The organism is Marinilactibacillus piezotolerans, from assembly GCF_900169305.1.
Classification (GTDB): domain Bacteria; phylum Bacillota; class Bacilli; order Lactobacillales; family Carnobacteriaceae_A; genus Marinilactibacillus; species Marinilactibacillus piezotolerans_A.
Genome location: NZ_FWDP01000004.1, coordinates 1,236,474 through 1,257,149, shown reverse-complemented (window position 1 = coordinate 1,257,149; position 20,676 = coordinate 1,236,474). Strand labels below are relative to the sequence as shown.

Genomic DNA, 20,676 nt, shown 5'->3' with positions numbered 1-20,676 from the left:
AAACACGTAAATATAACTCTTACAAAGGAACAGTAGGAAAAGTTGCGAAAAACCTTCTAAACCGACGGTTTACTACTCCTTATCCTTTACAAAAATTAGTGACAGATATTACGGAATTCAAATGTCTTGGAGGCTATAAACTCTATCTCAATCCTATTATGGATTTATATAATGGAGAAGTCATTTCTTATGGCCTCAGTCATCATCCAACTTTGGATTTAGTAATACATCCACTAAAGGAAGCTGTTCAGGTAGTTAAAAACAACGCTACAGTGCGTACGACGATTCATTCCGATCAAGGCTGGCATTATCAATACAAAAAATGGAGAACTTATTTGAAGAAAAACAAGGTTTTTCAAAGTATGTCTCGTAAAGCAACGTGTTCTGATAACGCGGCGATGGAGAATTTTTTTGGCATTATGAAACAAGAAATGTATCACGGAGAGCCTTTGAAGGCGTATGAGGAACTCAAAAAAGAAATCGAAGAGTATATTGAGTGGTACAACACTATTCGTGGAAAACAAAAATTGGCTGGCCTAAGTCCAGTGGAATACCGAACTCAAACCAGCCAAGAGGCTGCATAATATTAAACTCTAACTTTAAGGGGTAAGTACCTTTAAGGGGCTTTTTTATCTATAAAATAAAGTTCAGAAAAGTCTCTATCGTACCACTTTCATACATGATGTATAGTCCAAGTGGAATGAATACTAAGGGCACAATGATTCGCTCGTATTTTTCAATTGTCTCGGATATTAACGGAATAGAGGATAGCACCCGACTAAGCTCGCAAAAGATAATTATGCCGATTGCAAACACAAGCAACGCCACGAGGGTCTGTGACCAATCTAACGAAGCAAAATAAGGTATATAGATACCTAAATTATCTCCGCCAGACGCAATTGTCAGCAATGTAACTGTCCAAAACAGTTGATTTGCCTTGCTTTGTTCTAATCTTTCAATAATTTCTTCCTCTTCTTCTTCTTCCTCACCTTCTCCAACAATTGCAAAGCGAATCCCTAAATAGATAGGGATTAAACCAAGCAATCCAACCATCCATGCTTCAGGCACGAAATTGACGACATAAGCAGCAACTAAACTCGCCCCTACAAGTAAGCCTGTGCCTAGATATTGCCCCGCATAAATATGCCATTTCTGTTTATTCTGTGATAGCTGTGCAAATAAAATAATCAAAATAATTAAATAATCGATACTGGTGGAAATATAAACACCAATAGCAGATATGATTGTCTGTCCCATAAAAAAAACCTCCTGTGTTAGTCAGTAATAAATCAGCAGATTTTAGGGGAGCACAGACACATTAATTTAGCTATCGCTAGTGGGTAATGTCGGACGTAGGAAAGCATTTTACTCCTCCTCAAAACGTAGTTACAAAATAGTTTCTAACTGGAATTCGGTGACTACTTCTATGTAAAGTATAACCCACTATACTTTACTTCGTAAAGGTGGGCTCGCCGAGGGGTCTTGCAGACGGCTCTGTCGGCTCTTTTGAGCCGAGTATCAGCGCACCCTTATGGTGCAATTAGCTGATACCTGTTTGACGTTTTGCTGCCCTACTTTTTCAGTAGGTATGCAAGCCTCAAACCAAAATAAAAACCCCCTTCGACTTTCGTCAGGAGGCTTTTATTATTCAATAATTCCATTTCTCAGTAAATCAACTTCCGTTGATAATTCCACTTCAATTTCCCTATATCTCTCAATTCGCTTTTTTAATTCTTCATTCTCTTTTTTTAAATTTTTAATTTCAGCTTGTAATTCTTTTTCTCTATCCATCATTCCAATATCTCTCCAGTTTCTCTATCTATTTTTTTAAAAGGCTTATGCCGATTAGAGCGTAGATAAGCAGTTAAAAAGATCGTTTGACTTCTAACGGTAGGAAACCAATCATCGAACTTTTCAGATACAGCACAATCAACTAAATCCCCATATTCATAACAGTTAGATTCACGAATCCATTGCACTATTTCTTGCAGAATGACATCCGTATCTACTCCAACATCTGTTAAATATTGACGATATTTAAAACCATTATGAGCAACAACTTCACTTTTATCATACTGATACTTTTCAGGATTGTTTCTGTGCCACAAATATTGAACTGAACCTTGTAAACTAGCAACTTTTTTTGGTTCTGGTGCATTCAGCATTTCAGAGATATATAACGCTTGTTTATAGCTTTTTTTGTTAGTAAACGAAATTATTATATGCCAGTGAGGTTTTTTTATTTCATCAGTCGTTTCGTTTATATCTTTATCATGCAGGGGGCTTTCTATCCACTTTTCTCCTGTTTCATCTAACAATTGTCTCCAATTTTCAGGAGCTGATTCAGGATATACAATCCAACTCCAATTCCTAACACACGGTTGCGGTTCTCATCTTCAATCTAGGGTGGTTGTATGCTATACTGTGTAAGTATATCAATGAACACAGGAGGATGGCTTGAATGGGTATTCGAGTATCCTTGACCGGTTAAATTCAGATACACTCAAAATAAATAGGTTAATCATCAAGGAGGACACAATTTTGTCTGATAAGAACGCTTTTTACATTACTACTCCGATTTACTATCCCAGCGGAAAACTGCATATCGGAAATGCCTACACTACAATTGCTTGTGACGTTGTTGCAAGGTACAAACGTCTGCAGGGTTATGATACATTTTATCTGACAGGTACAGATGAACATGGTCAGAAAATTGAAACAAAAGCACAAGAACTGGGTCAGACTCCGCAGGAATATGTGGACGGAATGGCAGAAGGAATCCAAGAACTATGGAAAACACTGGCCATTTCAAATGATCAGTTTATTCGTACCACTGATAGTAGCCATAAAGAAGTCGTTGCTAAAATTTTTGAAAAACTGTTGGACCAAGGAGACATTTATCTGGGAGATTACGCCGGATGGTATTCTGTATCTGACGAAGAATTCTTTACAGAAACACAGCTGGAAGAAGTATTTAAAGATGCAGACGGCAATGTGACGGGCGGAATTGCGCCAAGCGGACATGAAGTCGAATGGGTGAAAGAAGAATCATACTTCTTCAAGATGAGCAAATATGCTGACCGTTTATTAGAGTACTACGATAATCATCCAGACTTTATCCTGCCTGAATCCAGAAAAAAAGAAATGATCAACAACTTTATAAAGCCCGGATTGGAAGATCTAGCCGTCTCACGTACAACCTTTGACTGGGGGGTACAGATCAAGTCCAACCCTAAACATGTTATCTATGTTTGGATCGATGCGCTGACGAATTATATTACAGCATTGGGTTATGACCCTGATCTAGGCGGATTTGAAGATCAGCCAGAGAAATTCAAGAAATACTGGCCCGCTGATGTACAGATGGTTGGGAAAGAAATCGTGCGCTTCCATACAATCTACTGGCCAATTATGTTGATGGCGCTTGATCTGCCGTTGCCAAAACAGATTTTTGGACATGGATGGCTGTTGATGAAAGACGGAAAAATGTCTAAATCAAAAGGGAATGTCGTTTACCCTGAGTTCTTAGTTGAGCGTTACGGACTAGATCCATTGAGATATTATTTAATGCGAGAAGTGACGTTTGGAAGTGATGGTATCTTCACACCAGAAGAATTCGTCAACCGGATGAATTATGATTTGGCAAACGATCTAGGAAACTTGCTGAACCGTACAGTTGCCATGATCAACAAGTATTTTGACGGGAACGTTCCGGCATACAATGGGGATGTAACTGAATTTGATGCAACATTGCGAGAAACAGCAGCGCAAACTATTGCAGAATTCAATCAGCAAATGGATACAATGCAGTTCAGTTCTGCGTTGACAGCCGTCTGGACGCTGATCTCTCGTACCAATAAATATATCGATGAAACACAGCCGTGGGTACTGGCAAAAGATGAAGCAAGCCGCGAAGACTTAGCAAGTGTGATGGCTCATCTAGCTGAAAGCTTGCGCGTAGCAGGTATCTTACTGCAGCCGGTTTTAGTGGAAACCCCTGCAAAAATCTTTGAGCAGCTTGGTGTCTCAGAAGATCATACGACTTGGGAAACTGTGGAATTCGGCAATTTCCCAGCAGATGCTTCTGTTGTCCAAAAAGGCGAGCCAATCTTCCCGAGATTAGACAAAGAAGAGGAAGTTGAAGCCATTCAAGCAGCAATGAGCGGAAACACTTCTGAGGAAGAAGCTGAAGAAGCCTGGAACCCTGAAGAGGTTCAACTATCTTCAGTCAAAGACAAAGAAATCAAGTATGATGTTTTTGATAAAGTCGAATTAAAAGTCGCTGAAATTATTTCCTGTGACCGCGTAGAAAACGCAGATAAGCTATTAAAATTCCGGTTGGATGCGAACGATGAAGGCGGGCACCGTCAAATTCTTTCAGGCATCGCAGAATACTATCCGGACTTTGAGCAGCTGATTGGCAAAAAAGTCGTGATTGTTGCTAACTTGAAGCCGCGTAAAATGCGAGGAGAAATTTCTCAAGGAATGATTCTTTCTGCCGAAGATGAAGCAGGAAACTTAACAGTGGTTGAAGCACCGGCACATATGCCGAATGGATCCATTGTTGCTTAAAGAATAAAGAAGCATTGATTATATCAATGAGAAAGAGTTAGGGAAACCTAGCTCTTTCTTTTTGAACAGTGCACTAAAAAAGGCAATCTGTTACTATAAAGGTAACCGATTTTCAAAGGAGCAGATTAGAAAATGTTTTTTGACACACATACGCATTTGAACGTTGAAAAATTTAAAGGCGAAGAAGCCGCTTTGATCGAAGAAGCGCGCAGACAAAAGGTCAATCAGATGGCAATCGTAGGATTTGATACACCCACAATAAAAAAAGCATTAGAGCTGACCAATAACTATGAAGGCGTTTATGCTATCATCGGCTGGCATCCAACCGACTCAGAGACTTATACAGATGCAGTGGAAGAAAAATTGATCCAGCAGCTGCAGACCCCGGGCGTAGTAGCTATGGGGGAAATGGGACTGGACTATTACTGGGATACTCCGCGAGAAGCTCAGTACACAGCATTCAGACGTCAAATACGAGTAGCGAAAGAATTGAATCTGCCGATCAGTATCCATAACCGAGATGCAACAGAGGACACGTATAAGATTTTGAAAGAGGAAAACATTGAAAGCATTGGCGGAATCATGCACAGTTTTAATGTTGACACTTACTGGATGGAAAAATTTCTGGATTTGGGGATGCATATTTCACTCAGTGGAGTCGTGACATTCAAAAATGCGCCTGAAGTTAAAGAAGTGGCGAAAGCTGTACCGTTTGAGAAGCTGCTGATTGAAACAGATGCCCCTTATCTAACCCCTGTTCCTTATCGCGGAAAACGCAATGAACCAAGTTACGTACGGTTTGTAGCCGAGGAAATTGCGAAGCAGAGAGACTTGCCAGTTGAAGAAGTTGCAAAACAAACAACTGAAAATGCACATCGTTTATTCAGATTGAGTTAAACTGGGAGCTGCAAGATGAAGAAAATCAAAGAAATCATTGTGGTAGAAGGCAGAGATGATACAAAACGTATTCAGCTTGCTGTCAATGCAGATACAATTGAAACAAATGGGTCAGCTATTGATGAAGCGACCCTGATTGAGATTGAACATGCACAGCAGAAAAGAGGCGTAATCGTTTTTACGGATCCGGATGCCCCAGGAGAGAAAATCCGGAAAATTATTTCTCGAAGAGTACCAGGCATAAAACACGCCTTTTTAAGCCAAGAGGAAGCTAGACCAAACAAAAAAGGCAGTCTCGGTATCGAGCATGCTTCTATTGAAACGATTCAAGCGGCACTGGACGGCTTATATAGTGAACAGGTCGGCGAAAGCCCAACAATCGACCGCAAGTTTTTACTTCGGGAAGGACTGATGGGCGGTCCGAATGCCAAGCAATTGCGGATCAAACTCGGTGATGCTCTTAGAATTGGATATACAAATGGTAAGCAGCTGGAGAAGAGATTGAACATGTTTGGTATTTCCCAGGATACGGTAGAAAAAACGTTAAAAGACATTAGAAAGGAGGAAGCAAATGACTGAATTTAAAGACATTGCGACCCCAGCCAGAACAAAAGCGATATTAGATAAATATCAACTGGCAGCCAAAAAGAGTTTAGGCCAGAACTTCATTGTAGACACGAACATACTGGAAAAAATCGTTTCTGCTGGAGAGATTGATGACCAAACGACTGTAATCGAGGTTGGACCGGGCATCGGGGCTTTGACGGAACAAATTGCTAAAAAAGCAAAAGAAGTGATAGCTTTTGAAATCGATGATAGACTTTTGCCGGTGCTGGCGGATACACTGTCTCCTTATCCGAATGTAAAAATCATTCATCAGGATGTATTGAAAGCCGATTTAAAAACCTTTGAAGAAGAATATCTGAAAGAAGCTGAACGAGTAGTCGTCATTGCAAACTTGCCTTATTATGTAACGACTCCAATTATTCTAGGGTTTTTAGAGTCGAATCTGCCAATCGACAGTATGGTTTTGATGATGCAGAAAGAAGTTGCCAATCGCCTTTCAGCTAGACCAAGCACAAAAGCCTATGGTTCGCTTTCAATCGCCGTACAATATTATATGGATGCAGAAGTTGCCTTTATCGTTCCGAAAACGGTCTTTACGCCGCAGCCGAATGTCGAATCAGCAGTTATTCGTCTGAGTCGAAAATCAGTACCTGAAGTTGTGGTCAAAGACGAAAAAGCCTTTTTCCAAGTCGCACGAGCAGCATTTGTTCAAAGAAGAAAAACGCTATGGAACAACCTGCAGTCAGCTTACGGGAAAGAACCAGAAATTAAAGAGAAGCTTCAGCGCGCTTTAGACCAAGCTGAAATTGATCCTAAAAGACGCGGTGAAACGCTGTCCTTAAAAGAATTCGGCAGACTATCAGATGCGTTGGTGGCTGAACAACTAACAGTTTTAAAATAAGAAAACACCTTAACATTTAAATAAATCACTTAAGACGAAGAACCTCGAGCGTTCTTCGTCTTTTTTGAGGTTATTTTCAAAAGAAATGAAGAGAATTTCTATATAAATGAATTAGGGATACTTGTAATGTTCGGTTTTACTTTTATCGGTCGTTAAGTTCTTTGAAAATCACAGATAAGTGATCTGGAAAGTGACTGATAATTAGTCATCTATCCTGATAAGTGAAAACTGACCATTTTAACGCATTGTTGAAGAATATCTGCATATTGAATAGGTAAATAAAGTAAAAATACTGTAAATAAGCATTAATTTTTAAAGGATTGATGAGAAAGAAGGATAGATTATTTTGAGGTTGTTAAAATAATCCGATAAAAATCTGTTGGTATCAATGCATTTGACCGGTGTAAACAGCTTGAGACGTATTTATTAGAGAAAAATGAGTTTTTAAGATAAGGTTTGAAACAAACCTTCTTCTTCAAATAAACTTTTAATTTTCGGATTTTTATGGTATACTGTGCTTATAACTTTGTGAGGTGAATAGATTATGCCAATTACTATAGCAAGTATTAAGCAAAATCTTGACGGTCATCTAGGGAAAGAGATTAGATTGACAGCTCAAGCCGGAAGAAAGAAAACAACGGAACGCAAAGGAATTTTATCAGAAACGTATCCTGCTGTGTTCATTGTGGAATTGAATCAGGAAGAGAATGCATTTGAACGAGTATCCTACAGTTATACAGACGTATTGACACAGACAGTCGAATTAGAATTTTTAAACAATTAATCAAATAGCGAATAAAAATGTACTTAGTAAAGAGCAAGCCGGTTCTCGGTTTGCTCTTTTTAGGTTTGTGCAAGCGGTTAGCAAGGAATCAATAGAAGGAATCGATAGAGAGGGTCTTTTTATTCAGATGCTGCTAGCTCTACTTTAATTCTATCCGGGTCTTCAAAGTAGACGGCATAGTGATGTTCTCCTCCAGCGTGAGGGTGACGGTCTGTATACAGAATAGGGACATGCTTTTCTTTTAATTGTTCAGTCAGTGTATCCACATGCTGACGGGAGTCAGCGTGGAAAGCCAAATGATTCAATCCAACTCGACAACGATGATAAGGGATATCCAAAAAGCGCTCTTCCGCCTGAACGAAAACAATATAAGACTGTTCCAGTTTCCAGCTCTGTCCCTTATCCCATTTTTGATACGAAGTGTAGCCTAATGCTTCCAGTAGCCATCCCCAGAATTGAGTAGACTGTTCTAAATCGGAGACATATAGTTCAATGTGATGAATGGCTCCCTTACTCATGAATATTCTCCTTTCAAATTCAAATGACTAAATAAATGAGTGTAATCAGTGTACCAGATTTTGACCATCATTTTTCATAAAAAAACAGAATATTTTGCGTGTCTATTTAAAATCGGCACACTGAACAACATCGGCCGCATAATTAGAATACAAAATAGTACAAAAAGAGTATCTATCACTAACATCAGCTCCAAGATTAAAAATGTATAGTTAAAACGTAACGGTTACGATTTACATCAAGTATAGCATAACCTGTCAAGTCTAAAAGAGAAGATAAACAGAAACAGTCATCCTTCGCATCTTTTATCTTATTTATATTAAAATGTAAACAAGCATTATTTTTAAAAATCAGCGTTACATCCGGTAAACTAAAGAGTAAGTAGAAGAGCGTTTTCGAAGGAGGGGAAAAGTGGAAATTGTAGAAAAAGCACCAGCAAAGCTTAATTTGCTTTTGAATGTCTTGTTTAAAAGGACAGATGGATTTCATGAACTTGAATTGATCATGACAGCGGTTGATTTATCTGATCGGTTAACCTTTACACCTCAAAAGGACTCTGCAATCAAGCTTGTATCCAATTCAGCTGCAATCCCCTTGAATAAAAAGAACATCGTCTACCAGGCTGCCCGTTTACTGAAAGAAAAGCATCAGATTGATGAGGGGGTTCAGATCAGAATCAATAAGCAGATTCCGGTGGCTGCTGGTTTAGGCGGAGGAAGCAGTGACGCAGCGGCCGCTTTAAGAGGGTTGAATCGGCTGTGGCAGTTAAATCTCTCTTTAGAAGAACTTGCAGAATTGGGAGAAACACTCGGTTCAGATGTACCATTTTGCATCTATAATAAAACAGCTTATGCCACTGGAAGAGGAGAAGCGATCCAGCTGATTGAAGAAATACCGCAATGCTGGGTTGTCTTGGTCAAGCCTGTGAAAGGGATTTCAAGCTGGACAGTGTTTGAAAAGCTGGAGCCGGAAGTATTACCGAAGTATCCTGCCCAACAAATGGTAGAAGCGATTGCTGCTAAGGACTACGAAAAGATGGTTCAGCAAATGGGAAATGCTTTAGAGCCGATTTCAATTGAACAGCAGCCCGATATTCAAATTATAAAAGAAAAAATGAAAGCCTTTGGTGCAGATACAGCTGTGATGAGTGGAACGGGTCCGACTGTTTACGGCTTTACACAGCATTTCTCGAAAGCTCAAAGAATCGTCAATGGACTAAAGGGCTTTTGTAAGGAAGTTTATTTAGTCAGAACGCTTAAATAAAAGGATAGAAGAGGTTATGGTGCCGGCAGCATTGTAACCTCTTTAAATATTTCTGAAAAAGTGGTTGACAGAATAGAATAATATATGTATTGTTGTTTATCGTAATGGTTACGATTTACGGTTTACAATAAAAAAAGAAAAGGATGATCAATCATGAATAAATTGGTCAAGTTTTCAGGAATGCTTTCGGTTGGGTTACTGTTAGCAGCCTGCCAGGATACAGCATCAACAGAGACAGGCAGCGAAGCGGAAGCTACGGAAGAAAGCAGTCAAGCGAGTGCTGTACCTAGTGAAATCACTGTGAAAGGTGTAGCGGAACACTATCACACTGGTGACGAAGTAGAATTGACAGCAGTACCCGATGTAGAAACAGATCTTTCAAACTGGCAATGGTACATAAAAGAAGATGAAGCCAGCGACTGGGAAGCCGTTGCAGGATTAACTTCCGATGTGTTTTCTAGAGAAGCTACAATAAACGGACTACAGGTTAAAGCTGAGCTTTTAGATGCTGATGAAGCAGCGATCGCAGAATCTGAGCCAGTTGAAGTGGTAATTGACGATCATGGTGCAAACGATGAACTCGGCAGAAGAATTTATAATGGTTTCTTCTATAATGATGAAGTTCAAGATCGTACACTAGCTGACTGGGAAGGCGAATGGCAATCTATTTATCCTTATTTGGAAAACGGAGACTTGGATATTATATTCGAAGATAAAGCCAGCCACAGTGATACAATGAATGCCGAAGAATATAAAGAGTACTACAGAAAAGGTTATGTAACAGACGTTGACCACATGGACATTAAAGACGACAGTTTCACTTTCTATTATGAAGATGGTTCTGAAATGACTGCAGAGTATGCTTACGATGGCTATGAGATACTGAACTATGAAAGAGGAAACAGAGGCGTTCGTTTCATCTTCAGCAAGTCGGGCGGATCAGAAGACATGCCGCAATACATCCAGTTCAGCGATCATGGTATTGCACCGCAAGACGCTACACACTTCCACATTTACTGGGGAGACGATAATCAAGAATTGTTAGAAGAAGTGACAAACTGGCCAACCTACTATCCGAAAGATTGGGATACAGACGCCATTGTCAGAGATATGTTTGCACACTAAGAACATAGACTTTGAAGTCAATTGATTTTTAGAATAAAAGAGGTGAAGTGAACCTGTAAGGTGCTGAACTTCTGACTGAGATCAATTTGAATATAAATTAGTGGATATAGTGTCGCTTTCGATGGTTTGGCGAAAAGACATTGTATACATGTCTAGAAGAAAAGATAAAGGAGCGAATCAAATGAAACATAAATGGTTAAAATCTGCTCTACTGATGATGATTGCAGGTACAACACTAGCAGCTTGTTCAAATGGAGATTCAGCAGAAAATACTGCCGAAGAAGCTGAAGTATCTATCATGACGTCATTTTACCCAATGTATGAATTTACAAGTCAAGTTGCTGGAGATCGAGCTGATGTAACATTGATGGTGTCTGGAAATGCAGATCCGCATAGTTATGAACCAAGTGCTCAAGACGTTGCAGCAATTAATGAAGCAGATATGTTTGTCTACAGCAGTCCTGAAATGGAGTACTGGGCTGAAGATCTGTTCAATTCTATTGAAAATGAGGATCTGAAAATAGTCAGTGCAGCGGAAGATGTCAATGAGTCAGTTGGCGCTGAAAGCCATGCTCACGCAGAAGGCGAAGAACATACTGAAGCTGGAGCAATAACAATCGATGGCGTTGCAGAACACTACCATACAGGGGATACAATTGAATTGACAGCTTCCATGGAAGGCAATGAAGAACTGGATCACTGGCACTGGTATACGCGTTCTGGAGAAGAGGCAGAATGGGAAGAAATTTCAGACGAATTCGGATCTGAATTGAACTACCTCGTTTTAGGAGAGAGCTTTGAAGTTAAAGCTGAACTTTACGGAGAAGATCATGAAGTGTTAGCTGAATCTGGACCGGTTGCGATCTTAGTAGATAATCATGAAGGTGAAGAAGAACATGATCATGCAGAAGGCGACCATGAACACGGTGAGGAAGAAGCAGAGCACAATCATGATGAAGAGGAAGAAGCTGCCGGTTCAGATGAAGTGGTTGTAGCAGGACTAGCTGGACATTATCACACTGGAGATGCTGTTACGCTTGTAGCAGAAACTGGCGCAGAAGTCAGCGAATGGCAATGGTCAACTCGCTCAGACGAATCTGCTGAATGGACAGTAGCGGAAGGTCAGACAACAGAACAATTTGAAGCAACTGCTGAAGACGAAGAATTCCAAGTACAAGCAGTAGGGCTTGACGCTGACGGGAACGAAGTTGTCAGTACAGAAGTGATTGATGTTTTAGTCGACAATCACGAGAATGAAGACCCTCATAGCTGGTTAGATCCAGTGCTTGTTCAAGAACAAGTCGACGTTATTCGCGATGCGCTGATTGAGATCGACCCTGAAGGAGAAGAAGTGTATACAGAAAACGCTGCTACTTTCAAAGAAGAGCTCCAACAGCTGGATCAAGAATTTGTTGAAGCCTTTGAAGGTGCTGAAAACCGTGAGTTTGTCGTGCAGCATCAAGCGTTTGGACATATTGCTAGAAGATACAATCTGGAACAGATAGCGATCGGCGGACTGTCTACTGAAGTAGAACCAAGTCCATCCAGAATTGCTGAAATCGGTGATCTCGTTGAAGAACATGATGTGCCGGTCATCTATTACCAACAAGGTGCCGATTCTTCTATTGCTCAGACTGTTGCCACAGAGACAGGAACTGAAACAGCCGTCTTGCATGATTTAGAAAGTCTGTCAGAAGAGTTGCAGTCAAAAGATTTAGGTTATATTGATGCAATGAAAGAAAATATTGAAGCCCTGAAATTGAGCATCAATTAAATGAACTGAAAGAACCAGGTAATTGGACAGCCTTTCTGCCAGCCAAGACAGAAAGATTGTCCTTTTATGCCGTTTATCCGGTTTATCTGCCGTTGGTCTGTTGCAATCAGCAAGCGATTCAAGTAGAATACCGTAGGAATATATAACGATTGGTAAGTGAAGAGAGGGTGTATGAAATGCACTATATAGAAGTAAATGAGCTAGCGTTCCACTATGAAAATGAGCCTGTCCTTGAAAATATCTCTTTTACAGTGAATTCTGGAGAATTTGTCATGTTGACAGGAGAAAATGGCGCTGCGAAAACAACATTGCTGCGCAATATCCTAGGATTATTAAAGCCGACAAAAGGCACTGTAGAATTGTCAAATAAAAATCGCTGGAATAAAAAACTATCAGTAGGGTATGTCCCTCAGCAAGTCGCTTCTTTTAATGCGGGATTTCCGAGTACAGTCATTGAATTAGTTCAATCTGGCCGCTACCCGAGAGGCAAGTGGTTCAAAAAACTGGATCAAGAAGACAAAGAACATGTCCGTCGCTCATTAGAATCTGTCGGCATGTGGGATATGCGTCACAAAAAAGTCGGCGAATTATCTGGAGGTCAAAAACAGCGGATTTCAATTGCCAGAGTGTTCGCGACAGACCCGGATCTGTTTGTATTAGATGAACCAACTACAGGGATGGATACTCGGTCTCGAGAAGAATTTTATAAATTATTAAAGCACAATAGTGAAGTCCACGGTAAAGGAATATTAATGGTCACTCATGATCATGATGAACTGAAACAGTATGTAGACAAACACATTGAGCTGGTCAGAAAGGAGAATTCGCCTTGGAGATGTTTCTCTATGGATTTATGCAAAGAGCCTTCCAAGCATCATTCCTTATCTCATTAGTTGCGCCGATACTGGGATTATTCCTGATTCTGCGCAGACAATCACTGATGGCGGATACCTTGTCGCATATCTCATTAGCGGGTGTAGCGCTGGGTATGCTGATAGGGGCTAACCCAACTTGGACAAATATTCTTATTGTTGTGATTGCAGCCATCATATTAGAGTATTTAAGAATGATTTACCGGACATATTCAGAAATCTCTATTGCAATTATGATGTCCGGAGGAATGGCAGTTGCCCTCGTATTAATGAGTTTAAGTGACGGAGGGACAACAATCAGCATTGATCAGTTCTTATTCGGATCAATCGTAACCATCAGTCAGGCGCAAGTCTGGATGCTGCTGTTTCTGACCGTGACCATTGTTGGACTGTACTTTATTTTCCGCAAGCCGATGTATATCCTGACTTTTGATGAAGAAACAGCCTTTACATCAGGTCTGCCTGTTCAAGCGATGTCTATTTTATTCAATATTTTAACGGGAGTAACGATAGCCGTTATCATGCCGATCGTAGGTGCCTTGCTGGTGTCCGCTATTCTGATTCTTCCAGCTGCCATTTCTATGAGGTTAAGCAAAAGTTTTACAGGAGTCATTCTTATTGGAATCGGTATCGCTATATTCGGAATGGTCTCCGGTTTAATTTCTTCTTATCAATACGGAACACCGCCGGGAGCGACCATTACACTGATTTTTATTGGTGTATTCATTGTTACCATCTTAATCAAAAAGTTCAAACCAGCAAAAAGAAAAGAGCATTAAAGGATCAGCACAGATTTTCTGTGCTGATTTCTTTACATAGGATAGTTTATACAGTAATGTTATGTTACACGATATATCGCGTAACATAATAACGGAGAATTTAAAAAGAAAGAGGACAGCTATGGCTTATAACGGCGGACCGATGACAGAAGCAATGTATTACGTCTTACTGGCTCTGATGCATCCTAATCATGGATATCAATTGATGCAATCCATTAACGAAGTTTCAAATGGGCGGATAGAGATGGGGCCGGGAACTTTGTATGGAGTGCTTTCCAGGATGCAGAAAGATGGATTGATTGCACTAGCAGGGAATGACGGCAGGAAAAAAGTATACAAGATCACAGCAGAAGGAGAAAAAGCACTGCGCACTGAGCTCGACCGATTGAAAGCAATGATTCGTGACAGCAGCATTCTAGAGGAGGGGATGGACAATGATTAAAACCGTTTACAGAATTCACCCGGGAGACTATTGGAGAATCGGAGAGCATGAAAGCTGGTTTACCGTTATGTCTGCCAAGGGTTATCATTTGGACAAGCTGGGAGTTCACTTTACTCGCTTTAAAAAAGGTGCCCCTGAAAAAGTCAAATACCGTATGGAAATTGCACCAGAAAACCAACTCTCTCCAGAACAGATATCTATGTACAAAGAATATGGATGGGAGCATGTGGCTGAATACAAAGCGTTCAATGTATTTGCTGCAGAAGAAAACGAAGCACCAGAATTACATACAGATCCGGCAGAACAAGCCTTTACATTAAAATAGCTGCAGGACAAACTTCTTTGGAATGCACTGCTGACAGTGGGGTCATTTATTATAATGATTGGACTATTATACAGCATATTATTCGGCTACAATACGCCTTTGCTGACTTTAGTGAGAGGAAATGGTATTCCGCAAGTCGTGCTGACGATACAGTTTGCTTATATCACTTATAATGGTCTTCAATCTTATCTTTCCATAAGAAAACTGAGAAACAATATGAAAGAAGGCAAAAAAATTGATCATCAAGCACCGTGGAGGAAGCTGTATAGAAGAACGCTGCTTCTGAAAGCTGTTATTAGTCTATTTATGGGAGTTGTATTTTTCATTTTAATTATGCAACTGATACAGTTGAACAGTACGACTTTTTCTGAAAGTTCTGAAGATTTGCCGATTGTCAGGTTGAGTGCTATCGAAGAATCTTTACTGGTTCAAGAAGGTGAAGAAGATTCGAATGTTTACGCATATAGCAATTGGAGCCCCTTAGCGCCTGAGCAGCTTGATGTTCATGAGGATGGAGCGGTTCTAAGAGACGCTGAAGGTTATGCAAGCGGAGGATATACGCCTTATCTGAATAATGAGGTGTATGATCTGACATTAGCAAGTCTTTCAAATCAATTAATAAACGACCTCATCAAAGCACATCGTTACGAAAAAGAGGATGAGTTGTATATTGAAAAAGAGCATCCTGTTTTGGATAGATTAGTGGTATATGATGAATATGATCAAAAGGAAGTCTACGCATCAAAAAATGGTGTAGTAATGTATGTTGATTATAAAGGGAAACAGCCTGTAGAAAAAGTTGTTCAAGCAACTGTGGAAGAATTGAATTCCAGCATCAGATAGACGATCAGTGCGCTTATGACTCTTGATTATTCAAGGGTCTTTTCTTTTACAAAATAGATTGATCAGCGGCTTGACTAAACAAGAAAACGGGTGTAAAATGTAAATCGTAACCTTTACGATTTAAGTATTCAAGGAGGAGAATCGGTTGGCTAAAAAAAGCAAAATTGAGAAACACAAAAGACAACAAAGAACGGTTGAAAAATATGCAGCACTCAGAAAAGAGTTAAAAGAAAAAGGGGATTATGAAGCACTGGCTCAGTTGCCGCGTGATGCTTCACCGACTAGACTGCAGAATAGAGACAGAATTGATGGACGTCCGAATGCCTATATGCGCAAATTTGGGGTATCTCGTATTAATTTCCGGAAGTTAGCACATGAAGGCAAAATCCCCGGCGTAAGAAAAGCAAGCTGGTAAACCAAGATCAGCTCGTAACAAGAGAATGAAAAGAAGGATTGCCATCAGCAAGATTCTTGTTTCAATCCTCTCAGTTTTCCCAGATAGAATCATTGAAAGCAGAAGAACGAGACTTTAGTCTGCTGTTTATTGGAAACCCCTTATTTATTAAAGAGATAAACGTTCATTTAATACTTGCATTATGGACCAAGAATTGATTAAATATAGAGAGGAAAGTTATTAACATGCCTGAGAAAAAAGACTTAGCAACAGCTAGAAGAATGATGAAAAGTCCCAATAAAGTAACAGCAAGAAGAGGGCTTAGAATCATTAAAGAAGCGAAGAAATTAAGACGAGGCTTGAAAAAATAGGAGGTTAGATCATGAGAGTGAACATTACTTTGCAATGTGTTGAAACAGGCGAAAGACTGTACATCACTACTAAAAATAAACGTAATAACCCTGAGCGCCTAGAATTAAAAAAATATTCTCAAAAATTACGCCGTAAAGCTTTATTTAGAGAAGTAAAATAATTCGGCTTTTATAACAGATAAAAACCTTGAAGGATCCTTGCGGGTACTTCAAGGTTTTTTTGTTCGTCTTTTTTTTTCTAATAGTGTTAGGATAGACTTGAGCGACTTTTTTCATAAATTGTCATCACTTCTCTAGAATTTTAACTGATTTTTGTTGAAAAAGTCAGTATGATAGTGAAGAGAAGGTATAAGATGAACTAGGAGAAAAATAATGATTGAAGATTTATTTGTAAATATATGTATTGTAACGACTTTTGTACTGATCTATATGAAGACTAGGTGGGGCAGACGGGAGACTAGTAATCGCCCGTGGGTATCCAATCTGATCGATGGACTCTGCGGAGGTGTCCTTGGGCTTGTTCTGATGCACTTTTCAATTAACGTAACAAGTGAAACACTGGCTGATTTAAGGTATATTCCGATTCTGCTGATGATTTTATTTATAGGCAAGAAACCGACTTATATAACCACCATTTTCATTATACTTTCGAGGTTTTTATTTGGTATTAACAAATCTTCTTATTCAGCAGCAGTTGCATTCTCGCTAATGCTGATAGGTTACTTGATAATCAATCATCTTTTTGAAAAAGAAGACAACCTGCTAATCAGAGGAGCCTATATGGTCTTACTGTCAAATATCCTGACAACTGGACTCTTTTACTTTTTAATAAAAGATATGAATGTTTTGCTCCATTTAATCGGGGTTTACTGGATTGTTTCCACAATTGGAGGTGTGACATCCATACTGCTAGTCAACTATTTAAGGACTTCAGAATATTTATTCCGCAAATATAAAAATGAATCAACGACGGACTTCCTTACTGGACTAAAAAATGTTCGAAACTTTGACAGTGTCTGGGCATACTCTAAGCAGCTTTCTGCTAAAAATGGAAAAGCATTATCTTTGATTATGCTGGATATTGATCATTTCAAGCGCATTAATGACACTTATGGACATGGGACTGGGGATTTTGTGCTTATGGAGATCTCTCGGATCATGGAAGATGTAGTCGGTAATAGAGGGTCTGTCTTCCGTAAAGGCGGGGAAGAATTTGCCATTGTACTGCCGACGTTTACGAAGAGCCAAGCTGCGGGAATCTCTGAACGGATCAGGGGACGTGTTGAACGTCACCAATTTCTGATCAATGATGAGCTGAAGCTCTCTATTACGATATCCATTGGTTTTGTAAGTTATCCTGAAAGTGTGTCAGAAACAGAAGGAATGCTTGATAAAGCAGACGAAGCGCTGTACAAAGCGAAGGAAAATGGACGGAATCAAGTAGTATCGTGGTGATTCTGCAATTTTTGGTGAAGGTTATCTAGGGTAAAAATTATGATTGGATGGAAACAATGAATGCATTACAGACTACCTATTTATTGATCGTTTTACTGATTTTAAGCCTATGCTATCTTTACGGCAAGAAAAATCAGAATGTCATCAGACTCAGTATTGTTCTTTTCCTGGTGCTGCAGCTGATTTACTTGATCTGGAGATCGGCTTACACGCTGCCTTCTGTATCAATACTTAGTATAATCGCTGGTTTTTTACTATTATTTACGGAGTGGATGGGCTACTTCCAGAGTCTTGTGACAACGACCCTGTTCTGGAAAAGGACGAAGCGGAAGAAAGTGTTTTTATCGTCATTTGAAACCCTGCCGACTGTTGATGTGATGATTGCAACGTACAACGAACCGGTCGATCTGCTGAAAAGAACAATCGTAGCTGCTCAGATAATGGACTATCCAGATGACTTATACGAGATCCTAGTCTGTGATGATGGCAGAAGAGATGATGTTAGAGTCTTATGCGAAGAGCTGGGTGTACGTCATGTGACAAGAGACGATAATAAGCAGGCTAAAGCAGGAAATTTAAACCATGCAATGAGTGTTTCTCACGGAGAAATCATTGTGACCATGGATGCTGATATGGTGCCTAAAGCGAATTTCATGCAAGAGACATTGGGATATTTTTCTGATCCGAAGGTTTCTTTTGTGCAAGCACCCCAGGCGTTTTACAATGATGATCCATTCCAGTTCAACTTATTTGCCGGAGATCGTATCAATAACGAACAAGACTTTTTCATGCGCATGCTCGAAGAGCGCAAAGACCGCTTTAATGCAACGATGTATATCGGAAGCAATGCGTTATTCAGAAGAGAAGCACTGGAAGGGATCGGCGGATTTGCGACTGGTGTTATTACAGAAGACATGGCGACAGGCATGCTGATCCAAGCAGAAGGCTGGGAGACGGTATTTGTTAACAGTGTGGTAGCGGTAGGGCTCGCACCGGAAACCTATAAAGACTTATTGAAACAGCGCGACAGATGGTGCCGCGGAAATATTCAAGTAGTGAGAAAATGGAATCCTTTAAAAACAAAAGGATTATCTTTTATGCAGAAACTGTTGTACATGGATGGGATTCATTATTGGTTTTTTGGTGTCTATAAAATCATTTATCTGATTTCACCAATTTTATATCTGGTATTTGGCATTATCGTACTGAATGCCAGTTTTGAAGACTTATTGTTATTCTGGGTACCGTCTTTTATTGCCGCACAAGTATTTGCCAGCTTGATTTCCGAAAAGAAAAGAACAACGATGTGGACAAATGTCTATGATTCCGCACTGGCGCCTTCAATGGCGTGGGCCGTTTTATCTGAAACCTTTTTGAAAGGGAATGTGAAGTTCAACGTGACCCGGAAAGGAATCCAGACAAATGAACGACAATTTCTTTGGAGAGCCAGCTGGTTCCATATTGTTCTAGCGGTTCTATCCATGATCGGAATCGTTAGAGTTGTACTAGCCTTTATAGCTCCGGAACTGGTCGATCTGGAAATCAACAGTGTGCTGATCAACTTGTTCTGGGTAACGTATAACCTGATCGGTATTTTCTTAGTTATTATGATTTTCTTTGAACGTCCTAGGTATCGGACAGCTGAGCGGTTCTTAACAACGAAACAAGCATCTATCGCAAATGGAGAAGAGAATATAGAAGCAACGGTTTTGGACTTAAGTGAATACGGCGCACGCCTATCTATTCCCAACTCCGCTGCTCGGAAAAAACTAACCAGTGTGGTATTAACAATTGAAAGTGAAACCGGCTTAAAAGGCGAGGTCCGCTGGATGGATAAAGGGAAAGAAGGGGATACAGAGATTGGGGTTCGGTTCACTGAATTGACTCCAGCACAATACCGTTTCATTATCAAAACCATCTACAGCAGTACAAGAGCCATTATTGGAGATAAAAATTATAAGCAGTCAGGCTTATTCTTGACAGCGCTGGGCTTTTTCCGACAAACGAAAAAAATGCCGGCATCTAAAACTAGACAGCTGTTAAGAGAAAGAGTCAGAACGAACGGGCTGCTGATCCATAAACACTTGCGCTATTCCGCTTCACTGGTCGACATCAATGAAGAAGGAACGCAAGTCAGAACAAGAGCGAAGATTCAAAAAGGTGACCTGATTACACTGGATGCGCCTGAGAATAACATCGATCAACGACAAGGAGAAGTTCGCTGGATCCAAAGATCTTTTGGATATACAAATGCGGGTGTATTTTTCCAAAGAGAGACGGAATAACACAACTTTACTTTGACAAGTTTAAGGAATATAGCTGTAAAAAGGCTGCAAGGACGGAACAGATAAACTGTCGGTCCTTGCAGCCGATTCTATGCCATAAAGTTAAATGGTAAACCCCTTATTTCATTGAACGTTCATCTGGTACGACATGGCTCTTAAGCAGCCAAGAGTGGAAGAACCACTCAAAAATAGCAATACCTGCTGAAGCAACTAGGCTTTCTAGGAAATAGCTTTCTCCTAATGAGAGGTATAGATAACCCCAAAGAATAGCTAGCGCACCACCCATATCCACAACGGTTGCCACAATATTCCCAATCTTACGCAGTACCAGCAAGTCTCCGATCACATAAATCATGACAGAAACAATCGCTCCTCCAATAACTGCATCCATAAGCGGAATATTCCATAGTAACGAGAGAATGATCCAACAAATCAGTATGATAGCAATCAGCTTAATAGCCATAGCCTTAACGTGTTTCATTTTTATTCATCTCCCTTTCTAAGATATAGT

Annotated in this window: 23 protein-coding genes and 2 pseudogenes; 19 read left to right on the top strand and 6 right to left on the bottom strand. The window is 40.0% G+C overall.

Annotated features, from left to right (window positions below; translation table 11 throughout):
* Positions 1-5 precede the first annotated feature (5 nt).
* Positions 6-584 (top strand): annotated as a pseudogene (locus tag B6F02_RS09730) (IS3 family transposase); the annotation flags it as partial.
* Positions 585-633: 49 nt separating this feature from the next.
* Here B6F02_RS09730 and B6F02_RS09725 read toward each other — a convergent pair.
* The 4 genes and pseudogenes from B6F02_RS09725 to B6F02_RS11190 all read right to left on the bottom strand — a co-directional run.
* Entirely contained in the window at positions 634-1,257 is a 624-nt protein-coding gene (locus B6F02_RS09725; RefSeq protein WP_080147146.1) for a CadD family cadmium resistance transporter, read from the bottom strand.
* Positions 1,258-1,644: 387 nt separating this feature from the next.
* Positions 1,645-1,794: a hypothetical protein gene (locus B6F02_RS11030; protein ID WP_179128567.1), complete on the bottom strand. Its 150-nt coding sequence runs from the start codon at positions 1,792-1,794 to the stop codon at positions 1,645-1,647.
* Positions 1,791-1,994 carry a hypothetical protein gene (locus B6F02_RS11195; RefSeq protein ID WP_372924839.1) on the bottom strand — a complete coding sequence of 68 codons (204 nt, stop codon included), beginning with the start codon at positions 1,992-1,994 and terminating at the stop codon, positions 1,791-1,793. The genes B6F02_RS11030 and B6F02_RS11195 overlap by 4 nt, the downstream gene beginning before the upstream one ends.
* Before the next feature lie 51 nt (positions 1,995-2,045).
* A pseudogene (locus tag B6F02_RS11190) lies at positions 2,046-2,363 on the bottom strand (Rep family protein); the annotation flags it as partial.
* Between the two features lie 178 nt (positions 2,364-2,541).
* On the opposite strand from B6F02_RS11190, the gene metG reads away from it, so the two are divergent.
* The 5 genes from metG to B6F02_RS09695 all read left to right on the top strand — a co-directional run bounded on the left by metG (position 2,542) and on the right by B6F02_RS09695 (position 7,721).
* On the top strand, positions 2,542-4,572 hold the full coding sequence (gene metG / locus B6F02_RS09715; protein WP_080147144.1) for a methionine--tRNA ligase: 2,031 nt from the start codon (positions 2,542-2,544) through the stop codon (positions 4,570-4,572).
* Positions 4,573-4,704: 132 nt separating this feature from the next.
* Complete coding sequence (locus B6F02_RS09710) at positions 4,705-5,469, top strand: TatD family hydrolase (RefSeq protein ID WP_080147143.1); 765 nt, start codon at positions 4,705-4,707, stop codon at positions 5,467-5,469.
* A gap of 15 nt (positions 5,470-5,484) precedes the next feature.
* A complete protein-coding gene (rnmV, locus tag B6F02_RS09705) occupies positions 5,485-6,048 on the top strand; it encodes a ribonuclease M5 (RefSeq protein ID WP_080147142.1) in 564 nt (187 codons plus the stop codon).
* Positions 6,041-6,937, top strand: a complete 897-nt coding sequence (rsmA, locus tag B6F02_RS09700) for a 16S rRNA (adenine(1518)-N(6)/adenine(1519)-N(6))-dimethyltransferase RsmA (RefSeq protein ID WP_080147141.1) — start codon at positions 6,041-6,043, stop codon at positions 6,935-6,937. Before rnmV ends, rsmA begins: the two co-directional genes overlap by 8 nt.
* Positions 6,938-7,481: 544 nt before the next feature.
* A complete protein-coding gene (locus B6F02_RS09695) occupies positions 7,482-7,721 on the top strand; it encodes a Veg family protein (RefSeq protein ID WP_080147140.1) in 240 nt (79 codons plus the stop codon).
* 119 nt (positions 7,722-7,840) lie between these two features.
* Here the strand turns inward: B6F02_RS09695 and B6F02_RS09690 are convergent, their stop codons facing one another.
* Positions 7,841-8,239, bottom strand: coding sequence for a VOC family protein (locus B6F02_RS09690; RefSeq protein WP_080147139.1), 399 nt, complete (start codon positions 8,237-8,239; stop codon positions 7,841-7,843).
* 409 nt (positions 8,240-8,648) lie between these two features.
* Between B6F02_RS09690 and ispE the strand changes: the two genes are divergently transcribed.
* The 13 genes from ispE (at position 8,649) to B6F02_RS09630 (ending at position 20,165) form a co-directional block, all read left to right on the top strand.
* Positions 8,649-9,500, top strand: coding sequence for a 4-(cytidine 5'-diphospho)-2-C-methyl-D-erythritol kinase (gene ispE, locus B6F02_RS09685; RefSeq protein WP_080147138.1), 852 nt, complete (start codon positions 8,649-8,651; stop codon positions 9,498-9,500).
* A gap of 153 nt (positions 9,501-9,653) precedes the next feature.
* Complete coding sequence (locus B6F02_RS09680) at positions 9,654-10,625, top strand: ZinT family metal-binding protein (RefSeq protein ID WP_080147137.1); 972 nt, start codon at positions 9,654-9,656, stop codon at positions 10,623-10,625.
* 181 nt (positions 10,626-10,806) lie between these two features.
* A complete protein-coding gene (locus B6F02_RS09675; RefSeq protein WP_080147136.1) occupies positions 10,807-12,399 on the top strand; it encodes a metal ABC transporter solute-binding protein, Zn/Mn family in 1,593 nt (530 codons plus the stop codon).
* A gap of 176 nt (positions 12,400-12,575) precedes the next feature.
* On the top strand, positions 12,576-13,292 hold the full coding sequence (locus tag B6F02_RS09670; RefSeq protein WP_080147135.1) for a metal ABC transporter ATP-binding protein: 717 nt from the start codon (positions 12,576-12,578) through the stop codon (positions 13,290-13,292).
* On the top strand, positions 13,229-14,050 hold the full coding sequence (locus B6F02_RS09665; protein WP_179128566.1) for a metal ABC transporter permease: 822 nt from the start codon (positions 13,229-13,231) through the stop codon (positions 14,048-14,050). Before B6F02_RS09670 ends, B6F02_RS09665 begins: the two co-directional genes overlap by 64 nt.
* A 121-nt stretch (positions 14,051-14,171) precedes the next feature.
* A complete protein-coding gene (locus B6F02_RS09660) occupies positions 14,172-14,492 on the top strand; it encodes a PadR family transcriptional regulator (RefSeq protein ID WP_080147133.1) in 321 nt (106 codons plus the stop codon).
* Entirely contained in the window at positions 14,485-14,817 is a 333-nt protein-coding gene (locus B6F02_RS09655) for a DUF2812 domain-containing protein (RefSeq protein ID WP_080147132.1), read from the top strand. Before B6F02_RS09660 ends, B6F02_RS09655 begins: the two co-directional genes overlap by 8 nt.
* Positions 14,818-14,871: 54 nt before the next feature.
* Positions 14,872-15,660: a hypothetical protein gene (locus B6F02_RS09650; RefSeq protein ID WP_080147131.1), complete on the top strand. Its 789-nt coding sequence runs from the start codon at positions 14,872-14,874 to the stop codon at positions 15,658-15,660.
* Between the two features lie 145 nt (positions 15,661-15,805).
* Entirely contained in the window at positions 15,806-16,075 is a 270-nt protein-coding gene (gene rpsN, locus B6F02_RS09645; protein WP_080147130.1) for a 30S ribosomal protein S14, read from the top strand.
* 224 nt (positions 16,076-16,299) lie between these two features.
* A complete protein-coding gene (locus B6F02_RS11025; protein ID WP_179128565.1) occupies positions 16,300-16,425 on the top strand; it encodes a putative metal homeostasis protein in 126 nt (41 codons plus the stop codon).
* Positions 16,426-16,436: 11 nt separating this feature from the next.
* A complete protein-coding gene (gene rpmG / locus B6F02_RS09640; protein WP_080147129.1) occupies positions 16,437-16,586 on the top strand; it encodes a 50S ribosomal protein L33 in 150 nt (49 codons plus the stop codon).
* 211 nt (positions 16,587-16,797) lie between these two features.
* Positions 16,798-17,880 carry a diguanylate cyclase gene (locus tag B6F02_RS09635; RefSeq protein ID WP_080147128.1) on the top strand — a complete coding sequence of 361 codons (1,083 nt, stop codon included), beginning with the start codon at positions 16,798-16,800 and terminating at the stop codon, positions 17,878-17,880.
* Positions 17,881-17,936: 56 nt separating this feature from the next.
* Entirely contained in the window at positions 17,937-20,165 is a 2,229-nt protein-coding gene (locus B6F02_RS09630) for a glycosyltransferase (RefSeq protein ID WP_143745272.1), read from the top strand.
* A gap of 118 nt (positions 20,166-20,283) precedes the next feature.
* Here B6F02_RS09630 and B6F02_RS09625 read toward each other — a convergent pair whose 3' ends face one another.
* Positions 20,284-20,646: a DUF2512 family protein gene (locus B6F02_RS09625; protein WP_080147127.1), complete on the bottom strand. Its 363-nt coding sequence runs from the start codon at positions 20,644-20,646 to the stop codon at positions 20,284-20,286.
* Positions 20,647-20,676 lie beyond the last annotated feature (30 nt).

What these genes read in the sequence shown, in the direction of transcription:
- B6F02_RS09650 (WP_080147131.1), top strand. Translation starts at nt 14,872, where the DNA reads ATGATTGGACTATTATACAGCATATTATTCGGCTACAATACGCCTTTG.
- rpmG (WP_080147129.1), top strand. Translation starts at nt 16,437, where the DNA reads ATGAGAGTGAACATTACTTTGCAATGTGTTGAAACAGGCGAAAGACTG.
- B6F02_RS09660 (WP_080147133.1), top strand. Translation starts at nt 14,172, where the DNA reads ATGGCTTATAACGGCGGACCGATGACAGAAGCAATGTATTACGTCTTA.
- B6F02_RS11030 (WP_179128567.1), bottom strand. Translation starts at nt 1,794, where the DNA reads ATGATGGATAGAGAAAAAGAATTACAAGCTGAAATTAAAAATTTAAAA.
- B6F02_RS09680 (WP_080147137.1), top strand. Translation starts at nt 9,654, where the DNA reads ATGAATAAATTGGTCAAGTTTTCAGGAATGCTTTCGGTTGGGTTACTG.
- B6F02_RS09655 (WP_080147132.1), top strand. Translation starts at nt 14,485, where the DNA reads ATGATTAAAACCGTTTACAGAATTCACCCGGGAGACTATTGGAGAATC.
- B6F02_RS09725 (WP_080147146.1), bottom strand. Translation starts at nt 1,257, where the DNA reads ATGGGACAGACAATCATATCTGCTATTGGTGTTTATATTTCCACCAGT.
- B6F02_RS09675 (WP_080147136.1), top strand. Translation starts at nt 10,807, where the DNA reads ATGAAACATAAATGGTTAAAATCTGCTCTACTGATGATGATTGCAGGT.
- rnmV (WP_080147142.1), top strand. Translation starts at nt 5,485, where the DNA reads ATGAAGAAAATCAAAGAAATCATTGTGGTAGAAGGCAGAGATGATACA.
- B6F02_RS09710 (WP_080147143.1), top strand. Translation starts at nt 4,705, where the DNA reads ATGTTTTTTGACACACATACGCATTTGAACGTTGAAAAATTTAAAGGC.
- B6F02_RS09625 (WP_080147127.1), bottom strand. Translation starts at nt 20,646, where the DNA reads ATGAAACACGTTAAGGCTATGGCTATTAAGCTGATTGCTATCATACTG.
- B6F02_RS09630 (WP_143745272.1), top strand. Translation starts at nt 17,937, where the DNA reads ATGAATGCATTACAGACTACCTATTTATTGATCGTTTTACTGATTTTA.
- B6F02_RS09670 (WP_080147135.1), top strand. Translation starts at nt 12,576, where the DNA reads ATGCACTATATAGAAGTAAATGAGCTAGCGTTCCACTATGAAAATGAG.
- B6F02_RS09635 (WP_080147128.1), top strand. Translation starts at nt 16,798, where the DNA reads ATGATTGAAGATTTATTTGTAAATATATGTATTGTAACGACTTTTGTA.
- B6F02_RS11025 (WP_179128565.1), top strand. Translation starts at nt 16,300, where the DNA reads ATGCCTGAGAAAAAAGACTTAGCAACAGCTAGAAGAATGATGAAAAGT.
- B6F02_RS09690 (WP_080147139.1), bottom strand. Translation starts at nt 8,239, where the DNA reads ATGAGTAAGGGAGCCATTCATCACATTGAACTATATGTCTCCGATTTA.
- rsmA (WP_080147141.1), top strand. Translation starts at nt 6,041, where the DNA reads ATGACTGAATTTAAAGACATTGCGACCCCAGCCAGAACAAAAGCGATA.
- B6F02_RS09695 (WP_080147140.1), top strand. Translation starts at nt 7,482, where the DNA reads ATGCCAATTACTATAGCAAGTATTAAGCAAAATCTTGACGGTCATCTA.